Annotated in this window: 17 protein-coding genes; 12 read left to right on the plus strand and 5 right to left on the minus strand. The window is 72.0% G+C overall.

Translation table 11 applies throughout. From position 1 onward, the window contains the following. The first annotated feature begins 32 nt into the window (after nt 1–32). Nucleotides 33–2654: a valine--tRNA ligase gene (locus OG570_RS23865; protein WP_326959397.1), complete on the plus strand. Its 2622-nt coding sequence runs from the start codon at nt 33–35 to the stop codon at nt 2652–2654. Nucleotides 2655–3148: 494 nt separating this feature from the next. Here OG570_RS23865 and OG570_RS23870 read toward each other — a convergent pair whose 3' ends face one another. Both OG570_RS23870 and OG570_RS23875 read right to left on the minus strand, forming a co-directional pair. Further along, on the minus strand, nt 3149–3487 hold the full coding sequence (locus tag OG570_RS23870; RefSeq protein ID WP_326959399.1) for a hypothetical protein: 339 nt from the start codon (nt 3485–3487) through the stop codon (nt 3149–3151). A gap of 42 nt (nt 3488–3529) precedes the next feature. Then, the gene (locus tag OG570_RS23875) at nt 3530–4417 is read right to left on the minus strand and encodes a LysR family transcriptional regulator (RefSeq protein ID WP_326959401.1); all 888 of its coding nucleotides are present in this window, start codon (nt 4415–4417) and stop codon (nt 3530–3532) included. A gap of 105 nt (nt 4418–4522) precedes the next feature. On the opposite strand from OG570_RS23875, the gene OG570_RS23880 reads away from it, so the two are divergent. After that, entirely contained in the window at nt 4523–5299 is a 777-nt protein-coding gene (locus tag OG570_RS23880) for an alpha/beta fold hydrolase (protein ID WP_326943350.1), read from the plus strand. Between the two features lie 16 nt (nt 5300–5315). Beyond that, nucleotides 5316–6119 (plus strand): alpha/beta fold hydrolase, encoded by an 804-nt coding sequence (locus tag OG570_RS23885; RefSeq protein ID WP_326959403.1) that lies wholly within the window; start codon nt 5316–5318, stop codon nt 6117–6119. Between the two features lie 52 nt (nt 6120–6171). Here OG570_RS23885 and OG570_RS23890 read toward each other — a convergent pair whose 3' ends face one another. Both OG570_RS23890 and OG570_RS23895 read right to left on the minus strand, forming a co-directional pair. After that, the gene (locus tag OG570_RS23890) at nt 6172–7056 is read right to left on the minus strand and encodes an SGNH/GDSL hydrolase family protein (RefSeq protein WP_326959405.1); all 885 of its coding nucleotides are present in this window, start codon (nt 7054–7056) and stop codon (nt 6172–6174) included. Between the two features lie 85 nt (nt 7057–7141). Continuing rightward, nucleotides 7142–7771 carry a class I SAM-dependent methyltransferase gene (locus OG570_RS23895; protein WP_326959407.1) on the minus strand — a complete coding sequence of 210 codons (630 nt, stop codon included), beginning with the start codon at nt 7769–7771 and terminating at the stop codon, nt 7142–7144. Nucleotides 7772–7844: 73 nt separating this feature from the next. On the opposite strand from OG570_RS23895, the gene folC reads away from it, so the two are divergent. Further along, entirely contained in the window at nt 7845–9500 is a 1656-nt protein-coding gene (gene folC / locus OG570_RS23900; RefSeq protein ID WP_326943346.1) for a bifunctional tetrahydrofolate synthase/dihydrofolate synthase, read from the plus strand. Between the two features lie 65 nt (nt 9501–9565). Continuing rightward, nucleotides 9566–9925 (plus strand): DUF4233 domain-containing protein, encoded by a 360-nt coding sequence (locus OG570_RS23905; RefSeq protein ID WP_247064493.1) that lies wholly within the window; start codon nt 9566–9568, stop codon nt 9923–9925. 1 nt (nt 9926) lies between these two features. On the opposite strand, the gene OG570_RS23910 is transcribed toward OG570_RS23905, so the two are convergent. Further along, entirely contained in the window at nt 9927–12284 is a 2358-nt protein-coding gene (locus OG570_RS23910) for a penicillin acylase family protein (RefSeq protein WP_326959409.1), read from the minus strand. A gap of 122 nt (nt 12285–12406) precedes the next feature. On the opposite strand from OG570_RS23910, the gene OG570_RS23915 reads away from it, so the two are divergent. The 7 genes from OG570_RS23915 (at nt 12407) to OG570_RS23945 (ending at nt 21643) form a co-directional block, all read left to right on the plus strand. Next, entirely contained in the window at nt 12407–13954 is a 1548-nt protein-coding gene (locus tag OG570_RS23915; protein ID WP_326959411.1) for an alkaline phosphatase D family protein, read from the plus strand. Nucleotides 13955–14116: 162 nt separating this feature from the next. Beyond that, nucleotides 14117–14527, plus strand: coding sequence for a nucleoside-diphosphate kinase (ndk, locus tag OG570_RS23920; protein WP_247055230.1), 411 nt, complete (start codon nt 14117–14119; stop codon nt 14525–14527). A 49-nt stretch (nt 14528–14576) separates the two neighbouring features. After that, nucleotides 14577–15308 carry a maleylpyruvate isomerase family mycothiol-dependent enzyme gene (locus OG570_RS23925; protein WP_326959413.1) on the plus strand — a complete coding sequence of 244 codons (732 nt, stop codon included), beginning with the start codon at nt 14577–14579 and terminating at the stop codon, nt 15306–15308. Nucleotides 15309–15419: 111 nt separating this feature from the next. Next, nucleotides 15420–18767 carry a phosphodiester glycosidase family protein gene (locus OG570_RS23930; protein ID WP_326959415.1) on the plus strand — a complete coding sequence of 1116 codons (3348 nt, stop codon included), beginning with the start codon at nt 15420–15422 and terminating at the stop codon, nt 18765–18767. A 41-nt stretch (nt 18768–18808) separates the two neighbouring features. Then, entirely contained in the window at nt 18809–19753 is a 945-nt protein-coding gene (locus tag OG570_RS23935; RefSeq protein ID WP_326959417.1) for an ABC transporter ATP-binding protein, read from the plus strand. Nucleotides 19754–20006: 253 nt separating this feature from the next. Next, entirely contained in the window at nt 20007–20813 is an 807-nt protein-coding gene (locus OG570_RS23940) for an ABC transporter permease (RefSeq protein WP_247055223.1), read from the plus strand. Continuing rightward, nucleotides 20813–21643, plus strand: a complete 831-nt coding sequence (locus tag OG570_RS23945; RefSeq protein ID WP_326943339.1) for an ABC transporter permease — start codon at nt 20813–20815, stop codon at nt 21641–21643. The genes OG570_RS23940 and OG570_RS23945 overlap by 1 nt, the downstream gene beginning before the upstream one ends. Nucleotides 21644–21647 lie beyond the last annotated feature (4 nt).

Consider the following 21647-nt stretch of genomic DNA (forward strand, 5'->3'; position numbering starts at 1 on the left):
CCCGCCGTGACGGGTTCGTAGACTTGTCCATTGTGACCGAGAACGCTCCGCAGCAGACCACCGACCTTCCGGGTGCCTGGGACCCGGCCGCCGAGGAAGCACCGATGTACGACCGCTGGGTAGCGGCCGGGTACTTCACGGCCGACGCCTCGTCGGAGAAGCCGCCGTTCTCGATCGTACTGCCGCCGCCGAACGTGACCGGTTCCCTGCACATGGGCCACGCGCTCAACCACACCCTGATGGACGCGATGAGCCGTCGCCGTCGGATGCAGGGCTACGAGGTGCTGTGGCTGCCGGGCATGGACCACGCCGGCATCGCGACGCAGAACGTCGTCGAGCGCCAGCTCGCCGGTGAGGGCCTTTCGCGCCACGACCTGGGCCGCGAGAAGTTCGTCGAGCGCGTCTGGGAGTGGAAGGCCGAGTACGGCGGCCGGATCCTCGGCCAGATGAAGCGCCTCGGCGACGGCGTCGACTGGTCGCGCGAGCGCTTCACGATGGACGAGAACCTGTCGAAGGCCGTCCAGACCGTGTTCAAGAACTTCTTCGACGAGGGCCTGATCTACCGCGCCGAGCGGATCATCAACTGGTGCCCGCGCTGCCAGACCGCGCTGTCGGACATCGAGGTCGACCACAACGACGACGACGGCGAGCTCGTGTCGATCCGCTACGGCGACGGCGACGACGCGATCGTGGTGGCCACCACCCGTGCCGAGACGATGCTGGGCGACACCGCGGTCGCCGTCCACCCGGACGACGAGCGCTACGCGCACCTGGTCGGCACGACCGTCGAGCTGCCGCTCACCAGGCGCCGCATCCCGATCGTGGCCGACAAGCACGTCGACCCGGAGTTCGGCACCGGCGCGGTCAAGGTGACCCCGGCGCACGACCCGAACGACTTCGAGATCGGCCGCCGGCACGACCTGCCGATGCTCACGGTGATGAACGAGCGCGCCGAGATCACCGTGAAGGGCCCGTTCGAGGGGCTCGACCGCTTCGAGGCGCGGCCCGCGGTGGTCGCGGCGCTGCGCGAGCTCGGCCGGATCGTCGCGGAGAAGCGGCCGTACGTGCACGCCGTCGGGCACTGCTCGCGCTGCGACACGGTCGTCGAGCCGCGGCTGTCGCTGCAGTGGTGGGTCAAGGTCGAGGAGCTGGCCAAGCTGGCCGGCGACGCGGTCCGCGACGGCCGCACGAAGATCCACCCGCCGGAGCTGGGCAAGCGGTACTTCGACTGGGTCGACAACATGCACGACTGGACGATCTCGCGCCAGCTGTGGTGGGGCCACCGGATCCCGGTCTTCTACGGCCCGGACGGCGAAGTCGTCTGCGTCGGCCCGGACGAGCAGCCGCCGTCCGGCGAGGGCTGGACGCAGGACCCGGACGTCCTGGACACCTGGTTCTCCTCGGGCCTGTGGCCGATGTCGACGCTGGGCTGGCCCTCGTCGTCCGACGACCTGGCCAAGTTCTATCCGACCAGCGTGCTGTCGACCGGCTACGACATCCTGTTCTTCTGGGTCGTCCGGATGATGATGTTCGGCGTGCACCAGATGGACGGCCGTCCGCCGTTCGACCACGTCTACCTGCACGGCCTGATCCGTGACGCGCAGGGCAAGAAGATGTCCAAGTCGCGCGGCAACGTGATCGACCCGCTGGAGTGGATGGACGCCTACGGCGCCGACGCCACGAGGTTCACCCTGGCCCGCGGCGCCAACCCGGGCGCGGACATGGCGCTGGCCGACGAGTGGGCCGCGGGTTCCCGCAACTTCTGCACGAAGCTGTGGAACGCCACCAAGTTCGCGATGATGAACGGCGCGTCGGTCGCTGAGCCGCTGCCCGCTGCCGCTGACTTGACGGAGTCGGACCGCTGGATCCTCGGCCGCCTGGGCGCACTGGTGTCCGAAGTGGACGGCCTGTTCGAGGACTTCCAGTTCGCCAAGGTGGCGGGCGCGCTCTACCAGTTCACCTGGAACGAGCTGTGCGACTGGTACCTGGAGCTGGCGAAGGTCCAGCTGTATCAAGGGGACTCCTCCCGGGTGTCCGCCACCCGAGCGGTGCTGGGCCACGTCCTGGACACGGTGCTGCGCTTGCTGCACCCGTTCATCCCGTTCATCACCGAGAAGCTGTGGAAGGCGCTGACGGGCGGCGAGTCCCTGGTGGTCGCATCGTGGCCGGTCGCTTTCGCGGGCTACGCGGACCCGGTCGCCGACGCGCACATCGCCGACGTCCAGAAGCTGGTCACGGAGATCCGCCGTTTCCGGGCGGACCAGGGCCTCAAGCCGGGCCAGAAGGTCGCATCCCGCCTGGGCGGCTACGCGGGCGGCCACGAGGAGGCGGTCCGGTCGCTGGTGCGCCTGACCGAGCCGCCGGCCGACTTCGCGGCGAGCGCGTCACTGGAGGTCGCCTTGGCGGACGGCGTGGTCACGGTGGAGCTGGACCTCTCGGGCACGGTCGACGTCGAGGCCGAGCGCAAGCGCCTGCAGAAGGACCTCGCGGCGGCCCAGAAGGAACTGACCCAGACGGAGGCCAAGCTGGGCAACGAGGCGTTCATCGCCAAGGCCCCGGCCCCGGTGATCGACAAGATCAAGACCCGCAAGCAAACGGCGGCCACAGACATCGACCGCATCACGGCGCGCTTGGCATCGTTGCCGGCTTCCTGACACTCGGCGGCACTTTCACGTGAAAGTGCCGCCTCCCGGCCGACCCGAACGGGCGTTGTTCCCTTGTGGACAGCGCCCGTTTCGCGTTGCCGGAAAGGCCGGAACTGTCGTACCCCTCCGGTATGTTGGAAACGGGGCTGCTCAGCCGGTCTCCGGAACTGACGGCCCTTGTCGTGCGACGGCCGAGCGCAGCCGCCGGGCGTGAACTTGGTACCTGCCGCCGGGCAAGGCAGTGTCCTCCGGCGTCACCAGCGCGCTTCACAGCGGTTCGCCGCGCGCAGACACCTGCTCGAAATGCACCCACGTGATGCGCCTGGCGGCACTTTCACGTGAAAGTGCCGCCTCCCGGCCGACCCGAACGGGCGCTGTTCCCTTGTGGACAGCGCCCGTTCGCGTTGCCGGAGGAGGCCGGGACTGTCGTACCCCTCCGGTAGGTTGGAAACGGGGGCTGCTCAGCCCAGTTTCCCAAGATGACGGGCTTTGTCGTGCGACGGTCAAGCTGACCGAGCAGCGTGGTAGCACCGTTGCCGTTCCTCGTTCCACACTTGCTCGTCACCGGACTGGGCGTACTCGTCTCGCAGCCGCCGGGCGAGAACATAGAATCCACTGCTGGGCAAGCCGGTGTCCTTCGACACCACCAGCGCGCTCCAAAGCGGCTCGTCGCGATTCGCCGCGCGAGCGGACACCTGTTCGAGAAAGCGGCCCAGGTGGTGCGGCTGTACGCCGACGCGCCTGCCGAGCGGGACGTACTCGATCACGCCGCCTCCGGACGCGACGCCGTACAGAATGTCGGCGATGCGGTCCACGCGGTCCATCTCAAAGGTTTCCGGCATGTGGTGAAGTCGACCGCGGCGGTTCGGTTGTTACTCCGCTGCTCAGCCGGCTTCGGTCGCCCGGGCGGCTTCGATCAGCGCCACCAGTTCCGGCGTGACCCGGCGGTCCGACGGCGTTGCCAGGTACGTCGGCATTCGTGGTGACGGGTCGCGCAACGGGCGGAACGCCACCCCCGGCACCGGCAGCAGGTTCGCGTGCGCGCGGTAGAAGACCGTCCAGTGTGGACGGCCGAAGCCCAGCGTGCCCAAGGTGTCCTGCGCGGTCGTGAAATCCTTGCCCAGCAACGGCTCGAAACCCGCCTCGCGGCAGCAGGCGAGCACCAGGTCGTACAGCGGCTGGTTCCGCGAAGGCGGGCTCAGGCGTGCGGGGAGCGAAGCCAGTGAGGCGAAGGAAACGACGTCGCGAGAAGCCAGCGGGTGCGACGCGGGCAGTGCGACCATCACCTCGTCCGTCCACAGGGGAGTGAAGTCCAGCCCGGATCCCGGCCACGAGCCGCGGACGATCGTTGCGTCCAGCGAGCCGTCGCGGACGCGTTGCAGCCGTTGGGTCGTCGGGGCGTGGACCAGTTCCAACGCGGCCGACGGCGCGAGCCGGGCGAACGCGCTCAGCAGGACGTCCAAGCGGTCGCCGAGGCCCTCGCTCGTGCCCAGGCGGACCAGTGTGCCGGGCGCGCGGAACTCCGCGACCGAGTCCGCGGCCCGGTCCGCCGCCGCGAGCACCGCCCGCGCGTGCGGCAGGAACCGCCGGCCCGCCTCGGTCAGTGACACGCTCCGGGTCGTGCGGCTCAGCAGCGCGACGCCCAGCTCCCGCTCCAGCCGCCGGATCTGCTGGCTCACCGCGGGCTGGACGATGTGCAGCCGCTCGGCCGCGCGCCCGAAGTGCAGCTCCTCGGCGACCGCGACGAAGTACCGCACCTGCCGTAGCTCCACCGCCGCCCCCATTCATCAGCGTTCGTGATGAGTGTACGAGCGGAGTGCTCATCGGAAAACGCACGCCCGGGCGGTTGGCTCGAACCCGAGCGAAAGGAACCCGACATGCCCTCCCTGAACGTTCGCGGCACCCGCCTCCACTACGACGACGCCGGCCGCGGCCCCGCCCTGCTCCTGCTGCACGGCTGGGGGACCAGCGGCCGCGTCTGGCAGTCGTGCCTTCCCGACCTGGTGCGCGACCACCGCGTCGTCACCCTCGACTGGCGCGGGTGCGGCCGCTCGGACCAGCCGGCCGAGGGCAACACGATCGACGGCGTCACGGCCGACGTCGCCGCGGTGATCGAGGCGCTGGAACTGGAGAAGGCCGTCGTCGTCGGCTCGTCGTTCGGCGCGGTCTTCGGCACCGAGCTCGCGCTGGCCCGCCCCGAGCTCGTCGGCGGGGTCGTCGCGGTCGACGGCCCGGCCTACTGGCCGGCCGCGGCGATGCTGGAGAAGGTCCTCGACCTGCGCGAACGGATGCTCGACGACCGCATCGGCACCCTGGCGGAATGGGTGCCGAACTGGTTCGCCCCGGGCGTCTCGCCGCAGCTGGTCGACTGGACCGTGCGCCAGCTGGCCGACTCGAGCGTCTACCTCGACGACATGTTCACCGAGGTGACGCGCTACGACCCGCGGCCGCGGCTGCCACGGCTGTCCGTCCCGATCACCTACCTGCACGGCGAGCTCGACACCGAGATCCCCCTCGAAGTCCCGCGGGCGTGCGCGGCCCTGACGCCCGGCGCCCGGGTGCACGTCATCGCCGGCTGCGGGCACATCCCGCACCAGGAGAACCCCCGCGCGTTCACCGCGGCCCTGCGCGCGATCGTCCCGGTCGCCGCCTGAACCCGGAAGGAAAGCCATGCCCACGGTCCCCGTGACCCTCGCCGGCGGGAAAGCCGCCGTGCACTACGACGTCGACGGCCACGGCCCCGCGCTGCTCCTGCTCCACGGCACCGCCGCGTCCCGCGAGCAGTGGGGACCGCTGACGGCCCTCGCCCGCGACCGCTTCACCGTGCTCGCCCCGGACTTCTCCGGCTCGGGGCTGACCACCGACCACGGCGGGCCGATCGACGTCGCCGACCTGGCCGCCGAGGTGCTGGCGGTGCTGGACGACGCCGGGGTCGCGGCCGCGCACGTCGTCGGGCACTCGCTCGGCGCCGTGGTGGCCGCGCACCTGGCCGGCACCCACCCGGACCGGGTGCGCTCGGCCGTGCTGCACGCGGCCTGGCCGGTCACCGACGTCCGCCAGGACGCCGAGTTCCGCTACTGGCTCGAGCTGCTGGCCGACGGCCCGGCGGCGTTCGCCCGGATGCTGCCGCTGATGGCGTTCGGCCCGCGCTACTGGTCCACGGCGACCGCGGCGGGCAACGACCAGCTCGTCGCGGACCTGACGACGATGATCCAGCCAGGCACGGACCGCCAGACGGAAGCCGACCGCCACGTCGACCTGCGGCCGGTCCTCGGCGCCATCACCGCGCCGACGCTGGTGCTCGGCAGCGCCCACGACCGGATCGTCACGGCCGAGCAGCAGCGCGAGCTGGTCGCGGCGATCCCCGGCGCGCGCGCCGCCACGATCGACGCCGGCCACGGCGCCCCGGCCGAGCTGCCGGCCGAGTTCGCCCGGCTGGTCCTGGACTTCGTGGCCGCGACGGTCTCCGTCTGACCCAAAGCCGTGAGGGACACGGAGTCCCTGAGGGTGCCCCTCACGGCACGGGTCAGCGAGCCTGCTTCAGCACCACCGCGGCCATCCCGGCCATGCCCGCCTTCAGCGGGTGGTAGGCCGCCGCGACGAAGATGTTCTGGTCCTGGCCGTTGATCCACGCCGAGCCGCCGCGCGCGCAGGCGTCGTGCCCGCGGGACGGGCCGAACGTGTCCACGTAAGTGGCCTTGCCATCCGCGTCGACGGCGTCCGACAGGGCCTGGTTCAGCTCCTGCTCGACCTCGTTCAGCCAGGCGTAGTCGCCGTCGGCGAACGGCAGGACGTCCGGGCAGTAGCCGCTCGGCGGCGCGATCCGCGGGTAACCGACGACCAGGACCCGCGCGCCGGGCGAGCGCTCGTGGATGGCGGCGAGCACGGCCTCGACCCGCGGCACGGTGTTCCCGATGGCCGTCTTCACCGTGTTGACGCCGTTGGTCGTGAAGTGCTCTTCGCACGGGCTGCCGGTCGGATCGGCCTTCCGCAGGCCCGGGCACGTCCCGACGATGCCGCCGAAGACGCCGAAGTCGTTGCCGCCGATGCCGAGGGTGACCAGATCGGTGTCGATCCGCAGCGCGCCCAGCTGGGGCGGGTTGGTGCCGCTGAACGGCACGGACTGTGGCCGGGTCATGTTCGTGGTGTCGGCGCCGGCGCAGCTGACGTCGTCGAAGTCGCCGACGCCGAGCGTGTCCGCCAGCACCGACGGGTAGTTCGCCGTCGACCGGCCGCAGCCGAGCGGGTCGGTCCGCTGGGCCGGGATGAACGGCCCCGAGGTGTAGGAGTCGCCGAGCGCGACGTAGTGGTGGATGCGGGAAACCGGGAGTGCCGCCGACGCCGCGGTGGCGGACGCGGGAAGCAGGATGGCTGCCGAGACGACGGCGACGAGCAGCCGGGCGATGCGCATGAAGACCCCGTTCTGTTCTGCGGAACTCCCTCCACATCTAGCGAGCACGGGGTGGTGCGGGGGCGGACTTCACCCGCCCGTGGTGTCACAACGGGTGATCGTCTTCCGGCTCACGGTAAGTGATCAGCGTGCGCCAGAACAGCAGCGGCCGGACCGTGCTCCCGGGCAGCAGCCGGGCGGCGTCGCGCCGCACCTCGGCCACCGCCGGGAACCGGAACAGAGTGGGCGCCTGCGGCCCGTCGTCCCCGCCGCCGTTGAGCCGCTCGCCGGCGTGGACGACCAGCCGGGCCAGCCCGTTCGCCGGCACGGCCGCCAGCTCCCGCAACCAGTCGCGCGGGCCGCTCGGCCGGGCCGGCGTCAGCACCACGAGCACCCCGCCCGGCACCAGGGCGCGGCGCAGCTTGGTGACCGTCGCGAACGGCACGTGGTGCAGGGACGCGAGGCAGGAGATGTAGTCGTAGTGCTGCTCCGGCAAGTCGTCGGTGGTGATGTCCGCCTGCCGGTAGACGATCTTGCCCGGGCCCGGCGACCCGAGCCCCGACGCCGCCTCCACCATGGCCGCCGACACGTCGAGGGCCTCCACCGCCATCCCGGTCGCGGCCAGCCGCCGCGCGAACCGGCCGGTGCCGCAGCCGACGTCCAGCGCGATCCCCGGCCCCGGCGGCAGCTGGTCCAGCAGCAGCGGGTGGTAGTGGTCGTTGTGGTTGAACGGCATGCGTCGAGAGTGCCACCTGAGGCGCACGTAGACTCGCAAGGCAAGCCGAAAACCCCAGGCCGGAGGAGATTCAGTGCCGCAGGATGAGACAGGTCGCAGGCCGGACCTGTCGGATCTGGACAGCTTCGCGGGCGTCGACGAACTGGGCGCCCAGGGGTACGAGGACGACGACGACACCGACCCCGAACTGAACGCCCGGGACACCGCGTTCGACGCGGGCGGCGGCTCGCGCGGCGGGATCGGCGGCGTCGGCCAGCTGGGTGACAACCTCGCCACCGGCCCGGTGCCCGACATGATCACCGCCGAGGACGCCGAGCTGCACGAGCTCGACGACCAGGGCGCACCCGAGGCGTACGGCCACCCGGACGGCCCCGAGGCGCGGCGCGAGCTGATGGCCGTCGAGGCCGAGCTGAACCAGCGCTGGCCCGAGACGAAGATCGAGCCGTCGCTGACCCGCATCTCCGCCCTGGTCCAGCTGCTGGGCGAGCCCAACCGCGGCTACCCGGTGCTGCACGTGGCCGGCACCAACGGCAAGGGCTCCACGGCCCGGATGATCGACGCGCTGCTGACCCGGATGGGCCTGCGCGTCGGCCGCTACACCAGCCCGCACCTGCAGCTGGTCACCGAGCGGATCGCGCTGGACGGACACCCGATCTCCGCCGCGCGCTACGCCGAGCTGTGGCACGACCTGGCGCCGTACGTGGCCATGGTCGACGGCGCCGCCGCCGACGGCGTGGCGATGAGCAAGTTCGAGATCCTCACCGGGATGGCGTTCGCCGCCTTCGCCGACGCGCCCGTCGAGGCCGCCGTGATCGAGGCGGGCCTGGGCGGTGCCTGGGACGCCACGAACGTCGCGGACGCCGAGGTCGCCGTCATCACGCCGATCGGCCTCGACCACATCGAGTACCTCGGCCCCGACATCCTCGGCGCGGCCAGGGAGAAGGCCGGGATCATCAAGCCCGGGTCCGTCGCGGTGATCGCCGAGCAGGACCCCGAGGTGCAGAAGGTGCTGCTGGACCGCGCCGTCGAGGTGGACGCCTCGGTCGCGCGCGCCGGCAGCGAGTTCGGCGTGCTGGAGCGCGAGATCGCCGTCGGCGGGCAGATGCTGAAGCTGCAGGGCCTCGGCGGGGTCTACGACGAGATCTTCCTGCCGCTGCACGGCGCCCACCAGGCCCAGAACGCCGCGCTCGCGCTGGCCGCCGTCGAGGCGTTCTTCGGGGCGGGCAAGGACAAGCAGCTGGTCATGGAGGCCGTGCGCGAGGCGTTCGCGGAGGTCGAGAACCCGGGCCGGCTCGAACGCGTCCGCGCGGCGCCGACGGTGCTGCTCGACGCCGCGCACAACCCGCACGGCGCCCGCGCGCTGGCCGCGACCGTGGCCGAGGAGTTCGCGTTCCGCCGGCTGGTCGGCGTCGTCGGCGTGATGGCCGAGAAGGACGCCCGCGGCATCCTCGAAGCCCTGGAGCCGGTGCTGTCCGACGTCGTCGTCACGCGCAACTCGTCGCCGCGCTCGATGCCGCTGGAGGAGCTCAACGACCTGGCGATCTCGATCTTCGGCGAGGACCGGGTCGTCGCCGAGACCGACCTGGAAACCGCCGCCGAGACGGCGATCGCGCTGGTGGAGACCAGCGACGACCCCGAAGAGCCCCTCGCGGGCGGCGGCGTGCTGGTCACCGGCTCGGTCGTCACCGCGGGCGAGGCGCGCACGCTGTTCGGGAAGGAGCCGGCGTGAGTGAGACCCCGGAAACCCCGGAAACCCCGGAAACCCCGGAAACCGCACCGAAGCCGAAGGACCCGATGAAGGGGTTCCGCGGCGTGATGTCGGGGATGCTGATCCTGGAGGGCATCACCGTCGCCCTCGCGCTGCCGGTGGTGAACAAGCTCGGCGGCGGGATCAGCACCGGTACCGGCTGGACCGTGCTGGCCGTCGCGCTGCTGCACGTCGTGCTCTGCGGGTTCGTCAAGCGACCGTGGACGGTCCCGGTGCTCCTCGCGCTGCAGGTCGTGCTGATCGCGCTGGTGTTCTGGCTGCCCGCGATCGCCGTGCTGGGCGTGATCTTCCTGGCGGTCTGGCTGTGGCTGCTGTGGCTGCGCAAGGACGTCGCCCGCCGGATGGCGGCCGGCACCCTCGCGAGCCAGCAGCAGCCCCAGCCCTGACTCACCGCAGGACGACGACCCGCAGCGCGGGGGAGCGCAGGATGTCGGCTTCGCAGAAGCGGTCCTTCACCCACTGACCCCGGCTGTAGAGCTTCGTCTGGTCACTGAAGTACGGCGACTGCGGGTTCGCCGACTGCGAATAGGTCAGCAACGTCGAGGAGTCGGGGCACGCGTGCCCGCTGAACCCGACCACCTGGATGTAGCTCGACCCGTGCTGGATGTCGACGACCCCGCGCGACGGGTCCCACAGCGGCGTCATCACGTTGAGGATGCCGAGCTGGCCCGGTCCGCCGTGGATCGGGATCCGCTCGCCGTCACGGGTGACGGCCTGGCCGTCCCGCAGCGGTGCGTCCGGCGCGAGCCCCGCCTTGCGCAGGTCGGCCAGCGCGTCCCCGAACGCCTTCTGCACGCCGGCGTCCGCCGTGTTGAGCGTGTTCGGCGTGGTCAGCGGCGCCTTCGGGTCGAACGGCACCGCGAAGCGCGCCGCGCCGCCGAGCCGGACGGTGAACCGGTGGAACAGCAGCGAACCACGGCTGTCGAGCGAGTACGTGTGGTCCCAGTTCGCCAGGGTCGTGCACGCGGGCCCGACCGGCTGCGGGCCGGACGACGACGGCGCCTGCCCGCCGGGGAACGACGCGCACAGCTTCGCCAGGTCCGCCGCCGTCAGGTCGGCGAGCAGGCTGTGGTCGGCGAAGAGCAGCTGTTTCATCGAGTCCGTCGTGAACCCGCCCTTTTCGGCGCTCAGCAGCGCTTCCCGGGTCCGCGGTGAGCGTTCGGTGCCGATGTCGCCGGCGATCCGCGGGTAGCCGGTGATCGGGGTTTTCGCGTTCGCGAGCCACGCGCTGTCGTTCGTGTTCAGCTCGTAGTCCCGGCTCTGCTGCTGCGGCAGTCGTGACGGCGCGAAGATGCCCGGCTCCACCGCGCCTGGGTCGGAACCCCAGTTGCACGCCGACGTCGAACCGTCCAAGATGGACAGTCCTTCGGCCGGGAACGTCTGCTGCCCCAGCGGAGTGCTGCACGCCTTCGCCTGCTCGTCCGTGACGTGCGGGACGACCTGGACGTCGGAGTACAGCGCGTGGCCCGCCCGGTCGGTGGCGATCGTGTTGACCCACGGCACCCCCTGCGTGCGGCTCAGCGCGCGGGTGATGTCGGCCGTGCTGTGCGCCTGGTCGAGCTCGAACCAGGTGTTGAGGCCGCGCAGGTTGGTGGCGTTGGCGTCGCGCACCGCGTACGCCGACTTCGCCGTCCACGGCACCGGGATCCCGGCGACGTCCCCGATCACCGGCCCGTACCGCGTCGCCCAGAACGTCTGGCGGACCGGCTTCAGCGAGCCGTCGGCCTGGCGCACCTGGACCGAGACGTCGCGCGAGGTCATCTTCTCGGCCTGGCCGTCGACCAGGTAGGTCGTCGGGTCGCCCGGCTTCAGCGGGACTTCGAACAGGCCGAACGTGATCGGCGTGGACACCGTGTGCGTCCAGGCCGCGTCGGCGGTGTGCCCGATCTGGACGAACGGCATGCCGAGCAGGCTCGCGCCGGCCACGTCGAACCGGCCCGGGATGGTCAGCTGGCTCTGCCAGAACCGGCGCCCGGCCTGCCACGGGTAGTGCGGGTTGCCGAGCAGCACGCTGCCCTTGCCGGCCGCGGTGCTGTCGGCGCCGATCGCGATGCCGTTGCTGCCGAGCCCGCCCCCGCCGAGCGTCTCCCGCACGCGCGTCGCGAGCTGATCCGCGGTGCCGGTCCTGGTCGACGTCGCGCCGGTCGGTGGCGCGGTGAACAGGCCGTCGGTGATGGCGCCCTGCCCGCCGGTGATGGCGATGGCGTAGTAGTGCCGGTAGAAGTCCTGCTCGGTGATCGGCCGGACCCAGCCGGCGCCGCGGCAGGCCGGGTCGCTGATCCCGGAGCGGCCGGTGCGGGCGAGGTAGGCGTTGAAGCCCTTGACGTAGCCGGAGACGATGTCGCGGACCTCGGGCCGCGGTCCCAGCGGCGCGGGCTGCGCGACCAGCCGGTCGACGACGTGGGAGTCGTTGAGCTGCTGGAAGAACAGGTCGCTGTGCAGGTTGTTCCCGGCGTCGGACAGCGACGGGTAGCCCTCGCCGTCCGGGCCGAAGTACTTCGAGCGTTGCGCGCTCACCGTCAGGTAGATGTTCGCGAGCTCGCAGACGTTGTCGGTCGCCGCCGCGAAGCCGTAGCCGTAACCGAGCCCGGCGAAGTCCTTCGCGACGATGTGCGGGACGCCGTGTTCGGTGTAGCGGAGGACGGCTTTGCCGCTGTCCTGTCCCGCTTCCGCGATGCTTGTGCCCAGCGTGGTGACGGTGAGCGCCGCCGTCAGCACCGCCAGGGTTTTCCTGAATGGTCTCATCTGACCCCCTTGTCGTGATCGCCACGTTACCGACGGCGAGCCACCTCGGACATCGGGGAAACCCCCGGATCCGTTCACCCGCACGCCATCCGGCGTTGGCCGGGGCGGGGTTGGATCCGCGCATGACCGAACCGACCTGCCACTCCCGCCGCACGCTGTTCAAGGCCGGCCTGACCGGCGCGGCCGCCAGTCTCGTGCTGCCGTCGACCGCTTTCGCCGCGACGCCGCTCGTGCGCCGCGACCGGCCCGTGCTCACCCACGGCGTCCAGTCCGGCGACGTCACGCCCGGGTCCGCCGTCGTCTGGTCGCGCGCGGACCGCCCGGCGCGCCTGGTCGTCGAGATCGCGCGGGACCCGTCGTTCCGCCACGCCCGCCGGATCACCGGCCCCGCCGTCGGCCCGGACAGCGACGGCACCGGCCGGGTGCGCGTCGCCGGGCTGACGCCGGGGACGGAGTTCCACTACCGCGTCACGGCGGAGTCGCCGGACGGGCGCGCCACGAGTGAGCCGCTGACCGGCACGTTCGCCACGGCGCCGGTCGGGCGCAGCAGCGCCCGGATCCTGTGGTCGGGCGACGTCGTCGGCCAGAACTGGGGCATCAACCCGGACCTGGGCGGCATGACGATCTTTTCGGCGATGGCCGCCCGCCGCCCGGACCTGTTCCTGCACAGCGGCGACACGGTCTACTCCGACGGCCCGCTGACCGAGACGGTCACGCTGCCCGGCGGCCGCACATGGCGCAACGTCGTCACCGCGGAGAAGGCGAAGGTCGCCGAGACACTGGCGGAGTTCCGCGGCCAGCACGCGTACAACCGCCTCGACGAGCACTTCCGCCGCTTCGCCGCGCAGGTGCCGAGTTACGTCCAGTGGGATGATCATGAGGTCCTCAACAACTGGTACCCGGGCAAGATCCTCGACAACCCGGCGTACACCGAGAAGCGCGTCGACGTCCTCGCGCCGCGGGCCTACCAGGCGTTCCACGAGTGGCACCCGATCGACTCGCGCCAGGCCGTCGACGGCCGCGTCTACCGGAGCTTCCGGTACGGCTCGCGCGCCGAGATCTTCGTGCTGGACATGCGGACCTACCGCAACGCCAACACGGCCGACCAGACCAAGCCGGGTTACATCCTCGGCGACCGGCAGGCCCGCTGGCTGGCCGACGCGCTCGGCCGCAGCACGGCGACGTGGAAGATCGTCCAGGCGGACATGCCGCTGGGCCTGGTCGTCCCGGACGGCACCGCGATCGAGGCCGTGGCGAACAACCTGCCCGGCGCGCCCGGCGGCCGCGAGACGGAGCTGGCCTGGGTGCTGCGCGAGATCCAGCGCCGTCGCGTCCGCAACGTCGTCTGGCTGACGGCGGACGTCCACTACACGGCGGCACACCACTATTCGCCGGACCGCGCGGCGTTCCAGGACTTCGACCCGTTCTGGGAGTTCGTGTCCGGGCCGTTGAACGCGGGCGCGTTCGGCCCGAACACGCTCGATCCGACGTTCGGCCCGGAGGCGGTGTTCGTCCACGCCCCGCCGGTCGCGAACACCGCCCCGATCGACGGCTTCCAGCACTTCGGCGAGCTGAACATCGACGGCGCCAGCGGCGACCTGACGGTGGACCTGCGCGACGCCACGGGTGCGTCGCTGTGGTCGAAGAAGCTGCACCCGCAAGGCCGCTGAAGTGAGTCCAAAGCCGTGAAGGCCTCCTTCCCGGCCATAAGAGCCGGGAAGGAGGCCTTCACGGCTTTCAGGCCGGTTTGTGACGTCGACTACGAAGGGCCGGAAGACCGTCGGCTAGGCTCCGCGCACCGACACTTAACCGCAACAAGGAGAAACACCGTCGTGACTGAACGCACGCTGGTCCTGGTCAAGCCCGATGGCGTCGCGCGCGGCCTCGTCGGCGAGGTCATCTCGCGGATCGAGCGCAAGGGCCTCAAGCTCGTCGCCGTCGAACTGCGGACCGTCCCCCAGGCCCTGGCCGAGGAGCACTACGCCGAGCACAAGGAGCGTTCGTTCTTCGGCGAGCTGCTGGAGTTCATCACCTCGGGCCCGCTGGTCGCGCTCGCCGTCGAAGGCCCGCGCGCGATCCCGGCGTTCCGCCAGCTGGCCGGCGGCACCGACCCGGTCGAGAAGGCCACCCCGGGCACCATCCGCGGCGACTTCGCGCTGGAGACCCAGTACAACCTGGTCCACGGCTCGGACTCCGCGGAGTCGGCCGAGCGCGAGCTGAAGCTCTGGTTCCCCGACCTGTGATCGGCACCGGGGCCACCTCCGGGTGGCCCCGGCTCGACCCGGAGACCCGATGACGACGATGCCGTTCCCGGCCCGCGACTACCTCCCCGTGCTGCGGGAGCTGACCGACGGGTTCGCCGAAGTCCTGCGCACCGCCGACCCCGCCGCGGCCGTGCCGGACTGCGGCGGCTGGATGCTGCGCGACCTCGGCACGCACCTGGGCAACGTCCACCGCTGGGCCACCTCCGTCGTCATCTCCGGGGAATCGCAACGGCAGAGCTTCGACGATGGCCCGGGCGCCGACCTCGCGTCCTGGTACGCCGACAGCGCGAAGCAGCTCCTGGACGCGCTCGAAGCCGCCACCCCCGAGGACCGCTGCTGGCACTTCGCGGGCACGGAGAAGGTCAAGGCCTTCTGGTTCCGTCGCCAGGTCCACGAAACCGCCGTCCACCTGGCCGACGCGCACGCCGCCGCCGGCACCGCGGTCACGCTCGACCCGGCGGTCGCCGCGGACGGCGTCGACGAGGTCCTCACCGCCTGGCTCCCGCGCGTCTCGCGCTGGCACGCCCCACCGCCGCTGGCCGCACCGCTCGCGCTGCGCACCACCGACACCGGCGACGCCTGGACGCTGCACCCGGGTGAGCCGCCCGCACTCGGCCCGGCCACCGAACCCGCCGCGACCGCCGAGGCGACGGCGCAGAACCTCCTGCTGCACCTGTGGAAGCGCACCGCCCCCGCGCCGCGTCTCACCGGCGACACCGGGACCGCCGAACAGTTCCTCCAGGCGCCGTTCACGGCCTGACGCCGCAGCTGTTCTAGACCATTCAGGCGGCGTTCACCGCGAAGCCTTCCCGTGGCCGTGCCGCTGCGCTGTGCTGGTCCGGTTCACTCTAACTCGATACTGGGGTACCCGGTGAAGAAGTCACGCTTCGTGCTCTCCGGCGCGCTCTTGGCGCTGTTCACGTCCGGTCTCGTCGTCCCGGCCCACGCCGACCCGCTCGCGGCGCCGCTGGGGACGCCGCCGATCGAGGGCGCGCCCGCCGCGTCGTCGGCCCACGAGGGCCCGGCGACCGCCGCCGCCGCGGACCCCGACGACGGCCTCGTCACCGGCAGCGCGACCACCGAGGTCGCGCCCGGCCTGGACCTCACCCAGTTCGACCGGTACGACCCGGCGGGCTGGATCCGCGGCGACACCCTCGCCGTCGACCTGGGCAGCAAGGTGCTCCGGCCGACGTACCTCAGCCCGGGCACGGTTTCCGCGCGCACCCCGCTCTCGCAGCAGGTCGCGCGCGCCGGCGCGGTCGCCGGCGTGAACGGCGACTTCTTCGACATCAACGCCACCGGCGCGCCGATCGGCGTCGGCGTCGACCACGGGCAGCTGCAGACGGCGCCCGCGGCCGGCCATAACCTCACCGCGGCGATCACGGACGAAGGCAAGGCCCGGCTCGCTTCGGTTTTCCTCGAAGCGACGGTCACGCTGCCCGGCGGCGCCGTCAAGGCCACGAACTTCAACAGCCCGGTCCTGGACCGCGACGCGATCGGCGTCTACACGCCGTTGTGGGGCACGTCCGGCCGCGCGACGTCGGTGGCCGGCGCCACGCGGGTCCTCGAGGTGGAGCTGCGCGACGGCGTCGTCACCCAGGTGCGCACCGCACCGGCGGACGGCCCGATCGCGGCCGGCACGACCGTGCTCCTGGCCCGTGAGGCCGGGGCGGACGCGCTCGCCGCGCTGAAGCCGGGTGACGCGGTCGGCGTCACGTACGCGCCGCGCTCCGACGCCGGGAAGATCGCGGTCGCGGTGGGCGGCAACGAGGTCCTGCTGCGCGACGGCGTCGTGCAGCCCGTCGACAACGTGGCGATGCACCCACGGACCGCGGTCGGTTTCTCCGCAGACGGCACGAAGCTATGGCTGGCCACTGTGGACGGACGGCAGGCCGACAGCCGCGGCATGACCGAGCTGGAACTGGCGCGGCACATGAAGAGCCTCGGCGCCGACGACGCGATCAACCTCGACGGCGGCGGCTCGTCGACGCTGCTCGCGCGCACCGAAGGCGAGGCCGCGCCGAGCATCCGCAACGCGCCGTCCGACGGCGGGGAACGCCTGGTGCCCAACGGGATCGGCTTCGGCACGGTGCCCGGCAGCGGCCGGCTGACGGCGTTCGCGCCGGCGCCCGTGGTGGCGACGGCCGACGCGACCCGCGTCCTGACCGGCCTGACCCGGCACCTGGTCGCCGACGGTCACGACGAGACCGGCGCCGCGGTCGCCGCCGACCCGCGCTGGACGACGTCCGACCCCCGGCGGGCCTCCGTGACGCACGGGGTCGTGACCGGCCACGGTCCCGGCGGGGTCGACGTCGTCGCGAAGTCCGGCCGGGCGGCCGGGAAGACGGCGCTTTCGGTGCTGGGCAAGCCGGTCCGGCTCGGCACGAGCACCGAGCAGGTCGCGCTGTCGGCGGCCGGTGCGACCAGCACGTTCAAGGTGTACGGCTACGACGCCGACGGCTACGGCACCTGGCTGGAACCCGACGACGTCAAGCTCGATTACGACCACTCGGTCGTTCGCGTGACCCCGGCGGGCGACGGCTTCTCGGTGACGGCGCTGACCGCGTCCGGCGCGTCCGCGATCACCGCGACCGCCGCCGGCCTGACCACCCACCTGGCCGCGTCCGTGGGCACGGTCGCGCAGGTCGCGGCGCCGCTGGACGGCCCGGCGGGCTGGACCGCCACGGTGTTCCCGGCGGTCGTCGGCGCGGCGCTGTCCGCGGCACCGGGGCAGGACGGTGGCGCCGGTCTCGCGCTGGACTACCGGCTGACCGGCACGACCGCGACGCGCGCCGCGTACGTCACGCCTTCGGCGTCGCTGCCGGTACCGACGGGCACGCAGAAGATCGGCCTGTGGGTCGACGGTGACGGCAAGGGCGCCTGGCTGCGGGCCGAACTGCGCGACGCCGCGAACGTCGCGTCCATTGTGGACTTGGCGCTGAGCGTGGACTGGACGGGCTGGCGCTACGTCACCGCCGCGGTGCCGGCCGGACTGCCCGCCGGTCAGCGGCTGGCGCGGTTCTACGCCGTCGAAAACGTGCCGGACCAGCAGTACGAAGGTCATCTGGTGTTCGACGACCTGACGTTCGAGGTCGCACCGTCGGCGACGGTGCCCGCGGACCCGGCGCCGCACGACCCGGCGCTGGTCACCGACGGCACGCTCGCCGGCGGCCTGCGCGTCGCGGTCGTCAGCGACGCGCAGTTCACCGCCGACGACCCCACCGGCCCGCTGGTCGCCCAGGCGCGGCGGGCGCTGCGCGAAGCCGTCGCGGCGAAGCCGGACCTGGTGCTGCTCAACGGCGACTTCGTCGACCGCGGCACGCCGCCCGACTTCACGCTGGCGCGGCAGGTGATTTCCGAGGAGCTGGACGGCAAGGCGCCGTGGTACTACGTGCCGGGCAACCACGAAGCCGAGGGCGGCAACGGCCTCGCCAACTTCCAGGCCGTCTTCGGGGACACCCACCGCGTCGTCGACCTGCGCGGGATCCGGCTGGTGCTGCTGGACTCCTCGCGCGGCTCGCTGCGGGCCGGCGGGTTCGACCAGGTGCGGATGCTGCGCTCGGCCCTCGACTCGGCGGCCGCCGACCGCAACGTGCGCGGGGTCGTCGTCGCGATGCACCACCCGGTGAAGGACCCGAGCCCGACCGGGAACTCCCAGCTCGCGGACCCGAAGGAAGCGGCGCTGCTGACCGGCTGGCTGACCGGTTTCGAGCAGACGTCCGGCAAGCCCGCGGCCGCCGTCGCCTCGCACGCCGGCGTGTTCTCACTGTCCCGTGTGGACGGTGTGCCGTACCTGGTCAACGGCAACTCCGGCAAGGCGCCCGCGGCCGCACCGGGCGACGGCGGGTTCGTCGGCTGGACGCTGCTGCGCGTCGACCCGGCCGACCGCGCCCAGCCGGTGCGGTTCGAGACCCGCCCGAACGTCGACTCGCTGGTCGTCACGGGCCCCGCCGAGCTGTCCCGGGGTGCCCACGCCGACGTGCGCGCGACGCTGCGGCAAGGCACCCGCGACGTCCCGGTGTCGTACCCGGTCAGCGCGGACTGGACCGGCGCGTGGGGCACGCACATCGCTTCGGCCGGCTGGCCGCCCGCGCCGTGGGACGTCGCGTCGTTCGACCCGTCGACCGGGGTGCTGACGGCGCTGCGCCCGGGCGTCGCGCGGCTGTCGGTGACGGTCAACGGGGTGACGAAAACGCTGGTGTCGACCGTTCGCGGCTAAACCGTTCGGTTTTTGTCGGTGGCGGGTCCTAGGGTTCGGGTGTGGACCAAACGGAGGAGCGAGAGCCGGCGCTGGTGCAGGCCAAGGCACTGGTGAAGCGGTTCGGCGAGTTCGAGGCCGTGCGCGGGATCGACGTCGAGGTGCGGCGCGGGGAGGCGTTCGGCTTCCTCGGCCCCAACGGCGCCGGGAAGTCGTCGACCATGCGGATGATCGCGTGCGTGTCACCGCGGACCGACGGCGACCTGCGGGTCCTCGGTCTGGACCCGGACGCGGCCGGCCCGCGGATCCGCGCGCGCCTCGGCGTCGTGCCGCAGCTGGACAACCTGGACGTCGAGCTGACCGTCCGGGAGAACCTGATCGTGTACGCCCGGTACTTCGGGCTGTCGCGGGCGGTGGCTCGCCGCAAGGCCGAAGAGCTGCTGGAGTTCGCCCAGCTGACGGACCGGGCGGACGACAAGGTGGACCCGCTGTCGGGCGGCATGAAACGGCGTCTGACGATCGCGCGGTCGCTGGTCAACGACCCGGAACTGCTGCTGCTCGACGAACCGACGACCGGCCTCGACCCGCAGGCCCGGCACCTGCTGTGGGATCGCTTGTTCCGGCTCAAGGCCCAGGGCACCACGCTGATCGTGACCACGCACTACATGGACGAGGCGGAGCAGCTGTGCGACAGGCTGGTGGTGATGGACCACGGCCGCATCGCCGCGGAGGGCTCACCGGCCGAGCTGATCAGCCGCTACTCGACGCGCGAAGTCGTCGAGCTGCGGTTCGCGTCGGGGGAGCAGGAGTCGGCGGCCGCGCAGGTGGCGGACCTGGCGGAGCGGGTGGAGGTGCTCCCGGACCGGGTCCTGCTCTACAGCAACGACGGCGAAGACGCTTTGGAGCGCACCCACGCCCGGGGCGTCCGCCCGCTGTCGAGCCTGGTGCGCCGCAGTTCCCTGGAGGACGTGTTCCTCAGGCTGACCGGCCGAACGCTGGTGGACTGATGGACTCGGGTTCTCTTGGCGCACACGGCTGTCCCGCGCCCCTCCGCCCTCCCGGCGAGTCGGCCACTCCGGTCGGCGAGTCGGCCGTTCCAGTCGCGATGGTGGCCCTGGCCCGGCTGCCCCGGCCACGACTCCGCCGGGATCCGGCCGATGCCCCTCGCCGGAGGAACCCGCTGGGGCGTAGCTCCCACACCCCACGCGCGCACTCCTGCCGGGAGACCCGGCAAGCGCACCTCCGCCGGAAGAATCGGCCATGACCACCGTCGAATCCACCGGCCGGGTCGTCGGTCGGTGGCACGGGGCCTGGCTGCGCGTCGAAGGGCACTGGACCTGGTACCGCCGGCACTGGCTGTCCACTTTGTACTCCACCGGCCTGCAGCCGGTGCTGTTCCTCGCCGCGATGGGTCTCGGCTTCGGGTCGCAGGTGCGGCCCGGCACGGTCACCGGTGGCCTCTCCTACCTGCAGTACATCGCGCCCGCGCTGCTCGCCGCCGGTGCCGCGCAGCAGGCGATCGGCGAGTCGAGCTACCCCGTTCTCTCCGGGTTCAAGTGGCAGAAGGACTACTTGGCCGTCACCGCCACGCCGGTGTCGCCCGGCCAGGTGTTCGGCGGTCACCTGATCTGGTCGGCGCTGCGGCTGACCCTGGCCGGCGCGATCTACGCGTTCGTCGCGTTGTTCTTCGGCTCCTGGACCGGCCCCGGCGTCCTGCTGGTGATCCTGGCCGGCACCGTCACCGGCCTCGCCTGCACCACGCCGATGGCCGCGCTGGCGGCGAGCACCCACGACGAGGGCCAGCGCTTCGGGCTGATCTTCCGGTTCGTCGTGATGCCGATGACGTTGTTCTCCGGCACGTTCTTCCCGATCGCCCAGCTGCCCGCCGCGATCCGCTGGCTGGCCTGGATCTCGCCGCTGTGGCACGGCACCCAGCTGGCCCGCGGCGTGAGCGTCGGCGGGGTCGGCGGCTGGGCGATGCTCGGCCACTTCGCCGTGCTCGCGGCGTTGTTCGCGGCCGGGTGGGCGCTCGCGCACCGGGCCTTCTACAAGAGGCTGGTGGTCTGATGGTGAGCGTCCAGGCTCCGCCGGCCCGCGGCGGGCTGCTGCTGCGGATCCTCCCGCCCGGGCTCTACGCCGGCCGGGCGAGCGCGCTGATCGAGCGCGCGGCCATGGTCTACCGGAACAGCTGGCTGATCTTCCTGTCCGGCGCGATCGAGCCGTTCCTCTACCTGATGGCGTTCCAGCTGGGCTTCGGCAAGCTGGTCACCGAGGTCGCGGGCCCGGACGGGCGCCCGATGAGCTACGTCGCCTTCGTCGCCCCGGCGCTGCTGGCGATGTCGGCGATGAACGGCGCCGTCTTCGAGTCGACGTACAACCTGTTCTTCAAGCTGCGCTACGCGAAGCTGTACGACGCGATGCTGGCCACCCCGATCGGCCCGCTGGACGTCGCGCTCGGCGAGATCGGCTGGGCGGTCCTGCGCGGCGGCTTCTACGCGGTGGCGTTCCTCGGCATCGCGGCGGCGATGGGCCTGCTGACGTCGTGGTGGGCGCTGCTGATGGTCCCGGCGGCGCTGCTGGTGGGCCTGGCCTTCTCGGCGGTCGGCATGGCGCTGGTGACGTTCGTGAAGTCGACGGCCCAGTTCGACTACATCCAGCTGGTGCTGACCCCGATGTTCCTGTTCTCGACGACGTTCTTCCCGCTGTCGGTGTACCCGGAGCCGGTGCAGTGGGTGGTCCGCTGCTTCCCGCTCTACCACGCGATCGAGCTGATGCGCGGCCTCGCGACGGGCATCCTGTCGCCCGGCATGCTGGGCAACCTCGCCTACCTGCTGGTCCTCGGCGGCGTGGGCCTGTGGGCCTCGACCCGCCGCATCGCGAAACTCCTGCTGACGTGACGCG

Origin of the sequence: Amycolatopsis sp. NBC_01286, assembly GCF_035982555.1 — a bacterium.
GTDB lineage: Bacteria > Actinomycetota > Actinomycetes > Mycobacteriales > Pseudonocardiaceae > Amycolatopsis.